This is a genomic window from Inquilinus sp. CA228 (genome assembly GCF_052078665.1).
Taxonomy (GTDB): Bacteria; Pseudomonadota; Alphaproteobacteria; order DSM-16000; family Inquilinaceae; genus Inquilinus.
Window position 1 is genome coordinate 38,778 of the sequence record NZ_JBQJIK010000061.1, and the last position, 12,807, is coordinate 51,584.

Annotated in this window: 14 protein-coding genes; 12 read left to right on the plus strand and 2 right to left on the minus strand. The window is 70.2% G+C overall.

Annotated elements, in window-relative coordinates; all coding sequences use genetic code 11:
- The first annotated feature begins 123 nt into the window (after nt 1-123).
- Entirely contained in the window at nt 124-3,597 is a 3,474-nt protein-coding gene (gene dnaE / locus ACTOWL_RS26630) for a DNA polymerase III subunit alpha (RefSeq protein ID WP_441324310.1), read from the plus strand.
- A gap of 9 nt (nt 3,598-3,606) precedes the next feature.
- Here the strand turns inward: dnaE and mazF are convergent, their stop codons facing one another.
- Together mazF and ACTOWL_RS26640 are read right to left on the minus strand one after the other, a co-directional pair.
- Nucleotides 3,607-3,942 carry an endoribonuclease MazF gene (gene mazF / locus ACTOWL_RS26635; RefSeq protein WP_441324311.1) on the minus strand — a complete coding sequence of 112 codons (336 nt, stop codon included), beginning with the start codon at nt 3,940-3,942 and terminating at the stop codon, nt 3,607-3,609.
- Nucleotides 3,943-4,182, minus strand: coding sequence for an AbrB/MazE/SpoVT family DNA-binding domain-containing protein (locus ACTOWL_RS26640; RefSeq protein WP_441324312.1), 240 nt, complete (start codon nt 4,180-4,182; stop codon nt 3,943-3,945). It lies immediately after the preceding gene.
- Nucleotides 4,183-4,381: 199 nt separating this feature from the next.
- Between ACTOWL_RS26640 and ACTOWL_RS26645 the strand changes: the two genes are divergently transcribed.
- The 11 genes from ACTOWL_RS26645 to ACTOWL_RS26695 all read left to right on the plus strand — a co-directional run bounded on the left by ACTOWL_RS26645 (nt 4,382) and on the right by ACTOWL_RS26695 (nt 12,674).
- Nucleotides 4,382-4,957, plus strand: a complete 576-nt coding sequence (locus ACTOWL_RS26645) for a chromate transporter (RefSeq protein WP_441324313.1) — start codon at nt 4,382-4,384, stop codon at nt 4,955-4,957.
- A 4-nt stretch (nt 4,958-4,961) separates the two neighbouring features.
- A complete protein-coding gene (locus ACTOWL_RS26650; protein WP_441324314.1) occupies nt 4,962-5,486 on the plus strand; it encodes a chromate transporter in 525 nt (174 codons plus the stop codon).
- Nucleotides 5,483-5,965 carry a DUF3592 domain-containing protein gene (locus tag ACTOWL_RS26655; protein WP_441324315.1) on the plus strand — a complete coding sequence of 161 codons (483 nt, stop codon included), beginning with the start codon at nt 5,483-5,485 and terminating at the stop codon, nt 5,963-5,965. Before ACTOWL_RS26650 ends, ACTOWL_RS26655 begins: the two co-directional genes overlap by 4 nt.
- Before the next feature lie 108 nt (nt 5,966-6,073).
- Entirely contained in the window at nt 6,074-6,613 is a 540-nt protein-coding gene (locus tag ACTOWL_RS26660; RefSeq protein WP_441324316.1) for a queuosine precursor transporter, read from the plus strand.
- A gap of 13 nt (nt 6,614-6,626) precedes the next feature.
- The gene (gene queA, locus ACTOWL_RS26665; RefSeq protein WP_441324317.1) at nt 6,627-7,667 is read left to right on the plus strand and encodes a tRNA preQ1(34) S-adenosylmethionine ribosyltransferase-isomerase QueA; all 1,041 of its coding nucleotides are present in this window, start codon (nt 6,627-6,629) and stop codon (nt 7,665-7,667) included.
- Nucleotides 7,660-8,793 carry a tRNA guanosine(34) transglycosylase Tgt gene (gene tgt, locus ACTOWL_RS26670; RefSeq protein ID WP_441324318.1) on the plus strand — a complete coding sequence of 378 codons (1,134 nt, stop codon included), beginning with the start codon at nt 7,660-7,662 and terminating at the stop codon, nt 8,791-8,793. Before queA ends, tgt begins: the two co-directional genes overlap by 8 nt.
- 9 nt (nt 8,794-8,802) lie before the next feature.
- Nucleotides 8,803-9,273, plus strand: coding sequence for a preQ(1) synthase (gene queF / locus ACTOWL_RS26675; protein ID WP_441324319.1), 471 nt, complete (start codon nt 8,803-8,805; stop codon nt 9,271-9,273).
- Entirely contained in the window at nt 9,270-10,400 is a 1,131-nt protein-coding gene (gene queG, locus ACTOWL_RS26680) for a tRNA epoxyqueuosine(34) reductase QueG (protein ID WP_441324320.1), read from the plus strand. The genes queF and queG overlap by 4 nt, the downstream gene beginning before the upstream one ends.
- A gap of 99 nt (nt 10,401-10,499) precedes the next feature.
- Nucleotides 10,500-11,864, plus strand: a complete 1,365-nt coding sequence (locus ACTOWL_RS26685) for an RsmB/NOP family class I SAM-dependent RNA methyltransferase (protein WP_441324321.1) — start codon at nt 10,500-10,502, stop codon at nt 11,862-11,864.
- A 1-nt stretch (nt 11,865) separates the two neighbouring features.
- The gene (locus ACTOWL_RS26690; protein WP_441324322.1) at nt 11,866-12,396 is read left to right on the plus strand and encodes a GNAT family N-acetyltransferase; all 531 of its coding nucleotides are present in this window, start codon (nt 11,866-11,868) and stop codon (nt 12,394-12,396) included.
- Nucleotides 12,393-12,674: a DUF1294 domain-containing protein gene (locus ACTOWL_RS26695; RefSeq protein ID WP_441324323.1), complete on the plus strand. Its 282-nt coding sequence runs from the start codon at nt 12,393-12,395 to the stop codon at nt 12,672-12,674. Before ACTOWL_RS26690 ends, ACTOWL_RS26695 begins: the two co-directional genes overlap by 4 nt.
- Nucleotides 12,675-12,807 lie beyond the last annotated feature (133 nt).

The following is a 12,807-nucleotide window of genomic DNA, read 5'->3' on the forward strand; positions in this document are numbered from 1 at the left end:
ATGCCCGGGTCAAGCCCGGGCATGACAGTTTTTGGTTCGGTTATTGTGTAAGATAGCCTATCAATAAGCCGTTGCCCGATTCCATCGGGCCGCCCCTGTTCCGTCGCCGCGGAGAGCCGCCGCATGCCACACGCCGATTTCGTCCATCTGCGCGTGCACAGCGCCTATTCCCTCTCGGAAGGGGCGATCAAGACCAAGGAGCTGGTCGGCATCTGCAAGAAGCTGCAGATGCCCGCCGTCGCGGTCACCGACACCGGCAACCTGTTCGGCGCGCTGGAATTCTCCTTCGCCGCCAAGGACTACGGCATCCAGCCGATCATCGGCACCATCCTCAGCATCACCCGGGCGGAAACGGAGTCGGGCGCCCGCGTCGGCGGCCCGGCCATCGCCGACCCGGACTGCCTGGTGCTGCTGGCGCAGGACGAGCGCGGCTACGAGAACCTGATGGCGCTGACCAGCCGCGCCTATCTGGAGACCGAGCAGGGGCTGGCGCCGCAGCTCGCGCTGGAGGCGCTGGAGGGCCACACCGAGGGCGTCATCGCCCTGACCGGCGGGCCGCGGGGCCCGGTCGGCCGCCTGCTGCTGGCCGAGCATCCGGACCGGGCGCTGGCCACGCTGCGCACCCTGAAGTCGCTGTTCCCCGGCCGGCTCTATGTCGAGCTGATGCGCCACGGCATGGACGAGGAGGACCGGATCGAGGCCGGGCTGATCGACCTCGCCTATCAGGAGGACGTGCCGCTCGTCGCCACCAATGACTGCTTCTTCGCCGGCGAGGACATGTACGAGGCGCATGACGCCCTCTTGTGCATCGCCGACGGCACCTATGTGGTCGAGGCCAACCGCCGGCGGGTGACGCGCGACCACCGCTTCCGCTCGGCCGAGGAGATGCGCCAGCTCTTCGCCGACCTGCCGGAGGCGGTCGACAACACGATGGTGATCGCCCGGCGCTGCGCGGTGATGCCGAAGAAGCGGGACCCGATCCTGCCGACCTTCCCGAGCGAGGCCGGCCGGACCGAGGTGGAGGAATTGCGTGCCCAGGCCCATGAGGGGCTGAAAGCCCGGCTGGAGGCGCATGTCTACACGCCGGAGATGACGGCGGAGGAGCGCGCGGCGGTGCGGGAGACATACACCGCCCGGCTCGACTACGAGCTCGACGTCATCGAGAAGATGGGGTTCCCGGGCTACTTCCTGATCGTCGCGGACTTCATCAAATGGTCCAAGGCGCACGACATCCCGGTCGGGCCGGGCCGCGGCTCCGGCGCCGGCTCGGTCGTCGCCTGGGTGCTGACCATCACCGATCTCGACCCGCTGCGCTTCGGCCTGCTGTTCGAGCGCTTCCTGAATCCCGAGCGCGTGTCGATGCCGGACTTCGACATCGACTTCTGCCAGGACCGGCGGGACGAGGTGATCACCTATGTCCGCGACAAATACGGCCACGACCGGGTCGCGCAGATCATCACCTTCGGAAAGCTGCAGGCCCGCGCCGTGCTGCGCGACGTCGGCCGCGTGCTGCAGATGCCCTACGGCCAGGTCGACCGGATCTGCAAGCTGGTGCCGAACAACCCGGCCAACCCGGTCACCCTGACCCAGGCGATCGAGGGCGAGCCGGCGCTGCAGCAGGAGCGCGACAACGACCCGGCGGTGCGCCACCTGATCGACCTGGCGATGAAGCTGGAGGGGCTGTACCGCCACGCCTCGACCCACGCCGCCGGCGTCGTCATCGGCGACCGGCCGCTGCACGAGCTGGTGGCGCTGTACCGAGACCCGCGCTCGCCGATCCCGGCCACCCAGTTCAACATGAAGTATGTCGAGCAGGCCGGGCTGGTGAAGTTCGACTTCCTCGGCCTGAAGACGCTCACCGTGCTGCGCACCGCCGAGAACCTGCTGAAGGCCAGCGGCGTCGAGATCGACCTGGCGCATATCCCGCTCGACGACACGCCGACCTACACCATGCTCGGCCGGGCGGAGGCGACCGGCGTGTTCCAGCTGGAAAGCTCGGGCATGCGCGACGTGCTGCGCCGGATGAAGCCGAGCCGCATCGGCGACATCATCGCGCTGGTGGCGCTGTACCGCCCCGGCCCGATGGACAACATCCCCACCTTCATCGAGGTCAAGAACGGCACCAAGGCGCCCGACTACCTGCATCCGTCGCTGCAGCCGATCCTGGAAGAGACCTACGGCATCATGGTCTATCAGGAGCAGGTGATGCAGGTGGCGCAGACGCTGGCGGGCTATTCGCTCGGCGGCGCCGACCTGCTGCGCCGCGCCATGGGCAAGAAGATCAAGGCGGAGATGGATGCCCAGAAGGCCACCTTCGTCGAGGGCGCGGTGGCCCGCGGCGTGCCGGCCGGCCAGGCCTCCACCATCTTCGACCAGGTCGAGAAGTTCGCCGGCTACGGCTTCAACAAGTCGCATGCCGCCGCCTATGCCATCGTCGCCTACCAGACCGCCTATCTGAAAGCGAACCATCCGGTCGAGTTCCTGGCGGCGTCGATGACGCTCGACCTCGGCAACACCGACAAGCTGAACGTCTTCCGGCAGGAGCTGACGCGCCTGCGCATCAAGCTGCTGATCCCCGACATCAACAAATCGGAGGCGGTGTTCGCGGTCGAGGCGCTGCCCGACGGCAACAAGGCCATCCGCTACGCCCTCGGCGCGATCAAGGGCGTGGGGCCCGAGGCGATGCGCAGCCTGGTGATCGAGCGCGAGCGCGGCGGGCCCTTTAAAGACCTGTTCGACCTGGCCCGGCGGCTCGACCTCAAGCTCATGAACAAGCGCCAGCTGGAGAACCTGGCCCGCGCCGGCGCCTTCGATTCGATCGACGGCAACCGTGCCCGCGTCGTCGCCTCCTTCGAGACACTGCTGCGCTACGCCCACACCATGGCGGCCGAGCGCGAGAGCGGCCAGATCGGCCTGTTCGGCGGCCCATCAGGCGGCGGGCTGAGCGCGCCGCCGCTGCCCAGCATCCCGGACTGGGATTCGTTGGAGCGGTTGCGGCAGGAGTTCGACGCGGTCGGCTTCTACCTGTCGGCCCATCCGCTCGACACTTACAACACCAAGCGCCTCCGCTCGGTGCGCTCGGCCGAGATCGGCCAGAAGATACGGCTCGGCCAGACCCAGCTCCGCCTCGCCGGCATCCTGATGGCGAAGCGCGAGATGACGACCAAGACCGGCAACCGCATGTGCTTCGGCACCTTCTCCGACGCCAGCGGCGTGTTCGAGGTCACCTTCTTCGCCGAGACCCTGGCCACGGCCCGGCAGCTGCTCGAGGTCGGCGCCGCTTTGGCGATGACCGTGGAGATCCAGAGCCGCGGCGAGGAGCTGCGGCTGACCGCGACGTCGGTCGAGCCGATCGATCAGGCCCTGGCGAATAGCCCCGCCCGCTTCGTCATCTATGTCGACGGGGTGCATGCGATCCAGCCGCTGCACGGGCTGCTCGACCGCGAAGGGCAGGGGCGTTGCAAGGTCAACCTGCAGCTGCTGCTGTCGCCGACCGAGGAGGTCGAGATGGAACTGCCCGGCGGCTACGCCGTCGGCGGCCGGGCCAAGGCGGCGCTGAAGTCGGTGCCCGGCGTGCTCAGCGTCGAGGAGTTCTGAGGCGCGGCGCTAGACCAACGCGCGAAGCTTCTTGCGGACGTCCATCACTTCGTTGGCTGAGGCTCGGCCTTTGAAGGCCGCACCACGTGCTCGCCAGTCGAGAGACTTCACCTGATCGGCCAGCGCTGCACTGGGGGCGGCGCCGGCGATTGGAACCTCGAAGGGGTAGCCCTTGAGCTTCGTCGTCATCGGGCAGGCGATCAGCAGTCCGACCTTGGCATTGTAGACCGCAGGCGACAGGACGAGGGCGGGGCGGTGCCCAGCCTGCTCATGGCCTGCCTGGGGATCGAAGTCGATCCAGATGACATCGCCGCGATCAGGGACGTAGGCGGGCGGCTTGGCCATCTACCAGACTTCCTTGCCGACGGCTGGACCGAATTCCACCGCGTCGTGCCGGTTTTCGTCGGTAACGCCGGCCAGCAAGGTGTCGAGATCGGCGCCGGCGATGCCGTCTTCCAAGATCGGCTCGATGACGATCCGGCCACGTTCCAGCCGCACATCCACCGGCTGGTCGATCGAGATCTGGGCGACCTCCATGATCGAAGCGGGGATGCGCACGGCGGCGCTGTTGCCCCATTTCTTCACAGTCATCCGCATCCGGACCCTCACATGATCTACTGTAGATACATCCGTATAAACATTGGTCGTGAACCGCTCCGTGTCAACAGCTGTCGATACGTCGGCGGGATTGGCATGGCGATCCGCTCAGATCCATTGCCGCGCCCCTTGTTGTCGTGCAGCACGTGCGCTTGAGTGAGGGCATCGCGGAGAATCGGGGGCCGGCATGGCTGAGACCGCAGCGGAGACGGCGGCGCCGGCCGGGCCGCCGAGCCTGGGGCAGATCTTCCTGGCCTTCAGCAAGATCGGGCTGACCAGCTTCGGCGGCGGCCTGAGCGGCTGGATGCTGAGGGAGTTCGTGCAGAACCGGCGCTGGGTCTCCGAGGCCGATTTCCTCAACGGCCTCGCTTTGGCCCAGGCGTTCCCTGGCGTCAACGTCGTCAACCTGGCGCTGTGGATCGGCTTCCGGCTGCGCGGCGGGCCGGGGGCGCTGGCCGGGGTGCTGGGCATGATCGTGCCGGCGATGCTGGTCGCCATCGCCGCCGCCGCGGCCTTCGCCGAGGTGGCGCAGTACCCGTCCGTCCACCTGGCCCTGGCCGGGGCGGCGGCCGCCGCGGTCGGGCTGTCGCTGCAGATGGGCGTCCACGCCGCGCGCCGGGCGGCCCGCTCCGCCGTGCCGGTCGCTATCATCATCGTGACCTTCGTGGCGATCGGCGTGCTGCGCCTGCCGCTGCTGCCGGTGATGGCGGTGCTGGCGCCGCTCAGCGTCGCTTACGCCGCCTGGCGGCCGCGGAAGGATTGAGCCGATGGACAGCATCCTGCTGCGGCTGCTGATCGTCTTCGTGCCGCTGTCCTTCCTCAGCGTCGGCGGCGGCCAGAGCATCGTCGCCGACATCCACCGCCAGTCGGTCGGCGTCTATGGCTGGATGACCGACGCCCGCTTCCTCGACCTGTTCGGCCTGTCGCGCATGACGCCGGGGCCGGGGTCGCTGCTGGTGACGCTGGTCGGCTGGCAGGCCGCCGGCTGGGCCGGGGCGCTGGTGGCGACCGCCGCGATCTTCGTGCCGTCCTCGCTGCTGGTCTACGGCCTGGCGCGGCTGTGGGCGCGGTACCGCGGCGCGTCGTGGCAGCGCGCGGTCGAGACCGGGCTGGCGCCGGTCGCCGCCGGCATGGTGCTGGCCGCGTCCTTCACCCTGCTGCAGGCGGCAGAGGGCGGGGTGCTGGCCTGGGCCATGGCCGGCATCTCCTGCCTGTCCCTGCTGCTCACCCGGGTCAGCCCCTTCCTGCTGCTGGGTGCCGGTGCGGTTGTGTTCCTGCTGGTCCAGCCTTGACCGTCCCGGAGATTGCCACAATACCGGCTTATGTCCGATCCCGAGCGAAACGAGGGGAGGCGGCGACGGCACGAGTCACCGGCGTCAGGGCATTATCGAAGGTCGGTCTGGTTTTTGTCTGTCTCGGCCTGCTGGGGCTGGTCGCCGCCGGCGTGCTGGGCCTGCTGGAGATGAATAGCAGCCGGCAGGCCAAGGCCAACGGCGTCATCGTCGATTTCGCCGTCGGTCCGGTGGTCGAATTCACGACGGGACAGGGGGCAACGGCGCAGTTCCGCAGCGGCGTGCGTAGCACCTCTTTCGCGCTCGGCCAGCGCGTGCCGGTCGCCTACGACCCTGCCGATCCGGCCGACGCGTCGATCGACGGCTTCGTCGGGCGCTGGTTCCTGCCCGGCCTGTTCGCCATGATCTTCGGCGTCTTCCTGGTGATCGGCATCGTGCTGTTCCTGCTGGGGCGGATGCTGCGGCCTCGCTTGGCGTGACCACGCCTGGCGTAAGGGTGGCCAAGCCGCCCGAGTTGCGCTAAAAGCCCCACCGGACCCGGGCGCCGAGGGCTGCGCCGCGGGCGTTTTGTATTGGAAGAGCCTGTCTTGCGCACCGAAACCCGCGGCATGGGCCTGGCGCTGATCGCGATGATCACCGTCGTGGTGGCCTCGAACTATCTGGTCCAGTTCCCGATCAACGACTGGCTGACCTGGGGTGCCTTCACCTATCCGGTCACCTTCCTGGTCACCGACCTGACCAACCGCTTCTTCGGTCCGCGCCGCGCCCGCCAGGTCGTCTATGTCGGCTTCGCGCTCGCCATCCTGCTGTCGCTGTGGCTGGCGGATTGGCGCATCGCCGTCGCCTCCGGCACCGCCTTCCTGGTCGGGCAGCTGCTCGACATCCACATCTTCGACCGGCTGCGCCGCGCCGCCTGGTGGCGCGCCCCCTTCATCGGCTCGGCCCTCGGCTCGGTGGTCGACACCGCGCTTTTCTTCACCATCGCCTTCGCCGGCACCGGCCTGCCGCTGCTGACCCTGATGGCCGGCGACCTGGCGGTGAAGCTGGCCTGCGCCCTGCTGTTCCTGGCCCCGTTCCGGGCGCTGATGAACCTTTTCATGCCGATGCCGGCGCTGCAGAACGGCTGACCCGGCCTTCGCCATGCGTGTCGACGAGTTCGATTTCGACCTGCCGCGGCAGTTGATCGCCGACCGGCCGGCCGAGCCGCGCGACGCCGCCCGGCTGCTGGAGGTCGCGGCCGACGGCCTGACCGACCGCCGGATCGGCGACCTGCCGGGGCGGCTCAGGGCCGGCGACTTGCTGGTGGTCAACGATACCCGCGTCATCCCCGCCCGGCTGCACGGCAAGCGCGGCCTGGCGGGTATCGAGATCATGCTGCACCAGCCGGCCGAGGCCGGTCGCTGGCGCGCCTTCGCCCGCCCGGCGAAGAAGCTGAAGCCCGGCGACGTCGTGCGCTTCGCCGATGATTTCGCCGCCACCATCGTCGCCAAGGGCGAGGCCGGCGAGGTCGAGGTCGCGTTTGATGATCCAGCCGACCTGGCCGCCCAGCTGCAGCGCCACGGCGAGATCCCGCTGCCGCCCTATATCGACCGGCCGGATGGGCCGGACGAGCGCGACCGCGCCGACTACCAGACCGTCTTCGCCCGGTATGACGGCGCCGTCGCCGCACCGACCGCGGGGCTGCACTTCACCCCGCCGCTGCTCGACGCGCTGGCCGCGCGGGGCATCGAGACGGTGCGCCTGACCCTGCATGTCGGCGCCGGCACCTTCCTGCCGGTCAAGAGCGACACGGTCGAAGGCCATGTCATGCATGCCGAACGCGGCGTGCTGACCGCCGAGGCCGCGGACCGGGTCAACGCCGCGCGCGCCGCCGGCGGCCGCATCGTCTCGGTCGGCACCACCAGCCTGCGCCTGCTGGAGAGCGCGGCGGCCGATGACGGCACCGTGCGGCCCTTCGACGGGTCGACCGCGATCTTCATCACCCCGGGCTACCGCTTCCGCGCCGTCGACCTGCTGGTGACGAATTTCCACCTGCCGCGGTCGACCCTGTTCATGCTGGTCTGCGCCTTCGCCGGCATGGATCGGATGACCCGGGCCTATGCCCATGCCATCGCCACGGGCTACCGTTTCTACTCCTATGGCGACGCCTGCCTGCTGCACCGGTCGGATCGAGATGACTGAACCCGCCTTCCGCCTCGAGCCCCTGGCGCGCGACGGCGCCGCCCGCACCGGCCGCCTGCACACCGCCCATGGCGTGGTCCAGACCCCGACCTTCATGCCGGTCGGCACCGCCGCGACGGTGAAGGCGATGCGGCCGGAGGAGGTGGCGGCCACCGGCGCGCAGATCGTGCTGGGCAACACCTATCACCTGATGCTGCGCCCGGGGGCGGAGCGGGTGGCCCGGCTGGGCGGCCTGCACCGCTTCATGAACTGGCCCGGCCCGATCCTGACCGATTCCGGCGGCTTCCAGGTGATGTCGCTGTCGCAGCTGCGGCGCATGGACAAGGACGGGGTGACCTTCCGCTCGCATCTCGACGGCAGCGAGCACCGGCTGTCCCCGGCGCGGTCGACCGAGATCCAGCACCTGCTCGACGCCACCATCACCATGGCCTTCGACGAGTGCACGCCGTTCCCGGCGGAGCCGGAGGTGGCGGCCAGCTCGATGCGCCTGTCGATGGGCTGGGCTCAGCGCTCGCGCGACGCCTTCGTCGCCCGGCCCGGCTTCGGCCAGTTCGGCATCGTCCAGGGCAGCGTGTACCCTGAGCTGCGGCTGGAATCCGCCACGGCGCTGACCGCGATCGGCTTCGAGGGCTACGCCATCGGCGGCCTGGCGGTGGGCGAGGGGCAGGAGCGGATGTTCGCCGCCCTCGACGTCACCGTGCCGGCGCTGCCGGACGACCGGCCCCGCTACCTGATGGGGGTGGGCAAGCCGTCCGACCTGGTCGGCTCGGTGCGCCGCGGCGTCGACATGTTCGACTGCGTGCTGCCGACCCGCTCCGGCCGCACCGGCCAGGCCTTCACCCGCCGCGGCACGGTCAACCTGCGCAACGCCCGCCACCAGGACGACCAGCGGCCGCTGGACGACAGCTGCCGCTGCCCGGCCTGCCGCAGCTACAGCCGCGCCTATCTGCACCATCTGGTGCGCAGCGAGGAGGTGCTGGGTCTGATGCTGCTGACCCAGCACAATCTGACCTATTATCAGGACCTGATGGCCGGGCTGCGCGGCGCCATCGCCGCCGGCACGCTCGACGCCTTCGCCGCCGCCTTCGAGGCGGAGCAGGCGCTGGGCGACATCGCGGCCCTCTGAGGAGACACCATGGCCCGCAAGACGAAGGGCACGGAAGCGCTCACCCAGCTCGGCCAGGCCACGGCGCTGCCGGCCTCGCCGGAAGAGGCTGTGCTGGAGACGGTGCCGAACCCGCGCCCGAAGCAGCTCTATCTGGTGCGCTTCACCGCGCCGGAGTTCACCTCGCTGTGTCCGATGACCGGCCAGCCCGACTTCGCCCATCTGGTGATCGACTACGCCCCGGCGGCGAAGATCGTCGAGAGCAAGTCGCTGAAGCTGTTCCTCGGTTCATTCCGCAACCACGGCGCCTTCCACGAGGACTGCACCGTCTATGTGGCGGAGCGGCTGATCAAGGCGATGAAGCCGCGCTGGCTGCGCATCGGCGGCTACTGGTACCCGCGCGGCGGCATCCCGATCGACGTGTTCTACCAGAGCGGGCCGGCGCCCGACGGGCTGTGGCTGCCCGACCAGGGCGTGCCGCCCTACCGCGGACGGGGATGAGCGGCGCGGCCGCCATCAAAGACCGTATCCGGGCCGAGGCCTTCGCCCTCGGCTTCGGCAGCGCCGGCTTCGCCGCCGCCGCGCCCGATCCCAGGCTGCGGGAGCGGCTGGAGCTGTTCCTCGGCGAGGGCCAGCACGGCGACATGGGCTGGCTGGAGGCGAATGCCGACCGCCGCGCCGACCCGCAGATTCTGTGGCCCGACGCCCTGACCGTGCTGTCGCTCGGCCTCAACTACGGCCCGGCCGAGGACCCGCTGCCGCTGCTGCGGGAGCGGGAGAGGGGGGTGATCTCGGTCTACGCCCAGGGCCGCGACTACCACGACGTGGTCAAGAAGAAGCTGAAGGCGCTGGGCGGCTGGATCCACCGCAGCTTCGAGACCGAGTTGAAGGTCTTCGTCGACACCGCGCCGGTGATGGAGAAGCCGCTGGCGATGCAGGCCGGGATCGGCTGGCAGGGCAAGCACACCAACCTGGTGTCGCGCGACTGGGGCTCCTGGCTGTTCCTGGGCGAGATCTACCTGGCGATCGAGCTGCCGCCGGATGAGCCGGAGCGCGACCGCTGCGGCTCCTGCCGCTCCTGCCTCGACATCTGCCCGACATCGGCCTTCCCGGCGCCCTACCGGCTCGACGCCAGGCGCTGCATCTCCTACCTGACGATCGAGCACAAGGGCCCGATCCCGCGCGAGATGCGGCCGCTGCTCGGCAACCGCATCTATGGCTGCGACGACTGCCTGGCGGTGTGCCCGTGGAACAAGTTCGCCGCCGCGGGTCGCGAGGCGGCGCTGGCGCCGCGGCCGGAGCTGAACGGCCCGGCGCTGGTGTCGCTGCTGCGCTTCGACGATGCCGGCTTCCGCGCCGCCTTCTCCGGCTCGCCGATCAAGCGCATCGGCCGCGACCGCTTCCTGCGCAACGTGCTGGTCGCCATCGGCAACAGCGGCGATCCGGCGCTGGCGCCGGCGGTCGAGCCGCTGCTGGACGATGCCTCGGCCCTGGTCCGCGGCGCCGCGGTCTGGGCCCTCGGCCGCCTGCTCGGCCGGGACGGTCTGCGCCGGGCGGCGGCGGCGCGGCCGGAGGATCCCGAGGCCGATGTGCGCGAGGAATGGCAGGCGGGGCTCCAGGCAGCCTGATACCGGCAAACGCATAGCTCGCCCGCGCCGTCGGGCAAACGCTGGCGCGGCACAGGCGAAGCGCGGTAGAAGGCGCGTTTTCCTGTTACGCTTGAGTCCATGACCCCTTCCGCCCGCATCCAGGCCACGATCGACATTCTCGAACGCCTCGGCATCGAGAACCGCCCCGCCGACGCCCTGGTCTCGGCCTATTTCCGCACCCGCCGCTTCATCGGGTCCAAGGACCGCAGCGAGGTCGCCGCTCGCGTCTACGCCGTGCTGCGCCATCACGCCCGGCTGGGCTGGTGGCTAGCCCGGGTCGAGGCCGAGGACACGCCGCGCAACCGGGTGATCGCCGAGCTCACTCTGGCCGAGGGCATCGCGGTCAAGGACATGGGCCGCCTGTTCTCGGGCGAGACCTACGCGCCGATCCCGCTGGACGGACCCGAGGACAAGCTGGTCAAGGCCACGGCCGGCCAGCCGCTCGACCATCCCGACATGCCGAAGCCGGTGCGCAGCGAGATCCCGGACTGGGCCTCGCCCTCACTGGAGGCCATGTTCGGCGACCGCTTCGAGGTCGAGGTCAACGCGCTGCTCGACCAGGCGCCGCTCGACCTGCGGGTCAACGAGCTGCGCGGCACCCGCGACGAGGTGCTGCAGACGCTGACCGCCGGCAAGCTCGATGTCGTGGCGACGCCGCTGTCGCCGCTGGGAATCCGGGTCAAGGGCCGGCCGCAGCTGGGCCGCCACCCCGCCTTCCAGTCCGGCCTGATCGAAGTGCAGGACGAGGGCTCGCAGCTGGTCGCCCTTCTGGTCGACGCCCGGCCGGGCCAGCAGGTGGTCGATTTCTGCTCCGGCGCCGGCGGCAAGGCGCTGGCCCTGGCGGCGCGGATGAAGGGCAAGGGCCGGGTCGTCGCCTGCGACGTGTCCAAGGGCCGGCTCGACCGCGGCAAGGAGCGGCTGCGCCGCGCCGGCATCGACAATGTCGAGCCGCGCCTGCTGGAGAACGAGCGCGACCGCTGGGTGAAGAAGCAGCGCGGCAAGTTCGACCGGGTGCTGGTCGACGTGCCCTGCACCGGCACCGGCGCGTGGCGCCGCAACCCGGATGCGCGCTGGCGGCCGATGGACCTGGAGCGCCTGCTGGGCGTCCAGCGCGAGATCCTGGACAGCGCCGCCCGCCTGGCCAAGCCGGATGGCGGCCGGGTGATCTACGCCACCTGCTCGCTGCTGCGCGAGGAGAACGAGGCGCAGGTCGAGGGCTTCCTGGCCGCCCATCCCGACTACCGGCTGCTGCCGGTCGAGACGGTGTGGGACGAGACGGTCGGCACCGGCCCGGCCCCGACCACCGGCATGCTGCGCCTGTCGCCCGCGGCCAACGGCACCGACGGCTTCTTCCTCGCGGTGCTGGAGCGCGGGCCGAAGGCCGGTGAGACTGACGTCGGCGAGGCCGCCGATGCCGGCGAGGCGGCGGAAGAGGAAGGCTGACATGATCCGCCGCGCGATCCTGGCCGATGCGCCGGCGATCGCGCGGATCCATGTCCAGTCCTGGCAGGAGACCTATCGCGGCCTGGTGCCGGACGAGTATCTCGACCGCATGACCGTGACCCAGCGCGAGCGCGGCCATGAGCGCTCGCTGGCCTATGAGGACGGCACCGCGACCTTCCTGGCGCTGGACCCGACCCCGGCCGGCGGCGCGGTGCCGGTCGGCTTCGCCCTGTGCGGCCGGGCCCGCGGCGCGCCGGGCTGGAACTGGGGCGAGATCTTCGCCCTCTACCTGCTCGACCGGGCGAAGGGGAAGGGGCACGGACGGGCGCTGATGGCCGCGTCCTCCGACTGGTTCGCCGAGCGCGGCATGACCCCCTTCATGCTGTGGGCCCTGACCGCCAATTTCCGCGCCACCGGCTTCTACCGCCATCTCGGCGGCGAACCCTATGCCGACCGGCTGGAGCGCTTCGGCGGCGCCATGCTGGCGGAAAGCGCCTTCCGCTTCGACCGACCCATCCTTCCGATCGAATGACCGCCCTGGCGCTGTATCTCCTCGCCGCCAGCCTGGCCGCCTTCGCCCTGTTCGCCTGGGACAAATGGTGCGCCGTCGCCGGCCGGCGCCGGATCCCGGAGCGCACGCTGCTGGCCGTGGCGGCGATCGGCGGCACGCCCGGCGCCATCGCCGGGCAGCGGCTGCTGCGCCACAAGACACGCAAGGAGCCGTTCCGCACCCGGCTGCTGTGGATCGCCGGGGCGCAACTGGTCCTGATCGCCGTCCTCGCCGCGCTGGCGCTGGCTGGAACGGGATGAGTTGAGGTCGGATCGGGTCGTCCGATCGCATCAAGGCGGTGTCGCCTCTCTCGCTTGCGAAACCTTTCGGAACAGCTGAGATCCATTTTTCTCTTGTCCCCCCTCCCCTTGCGGGAGGGGGTTAGGGGGAGGG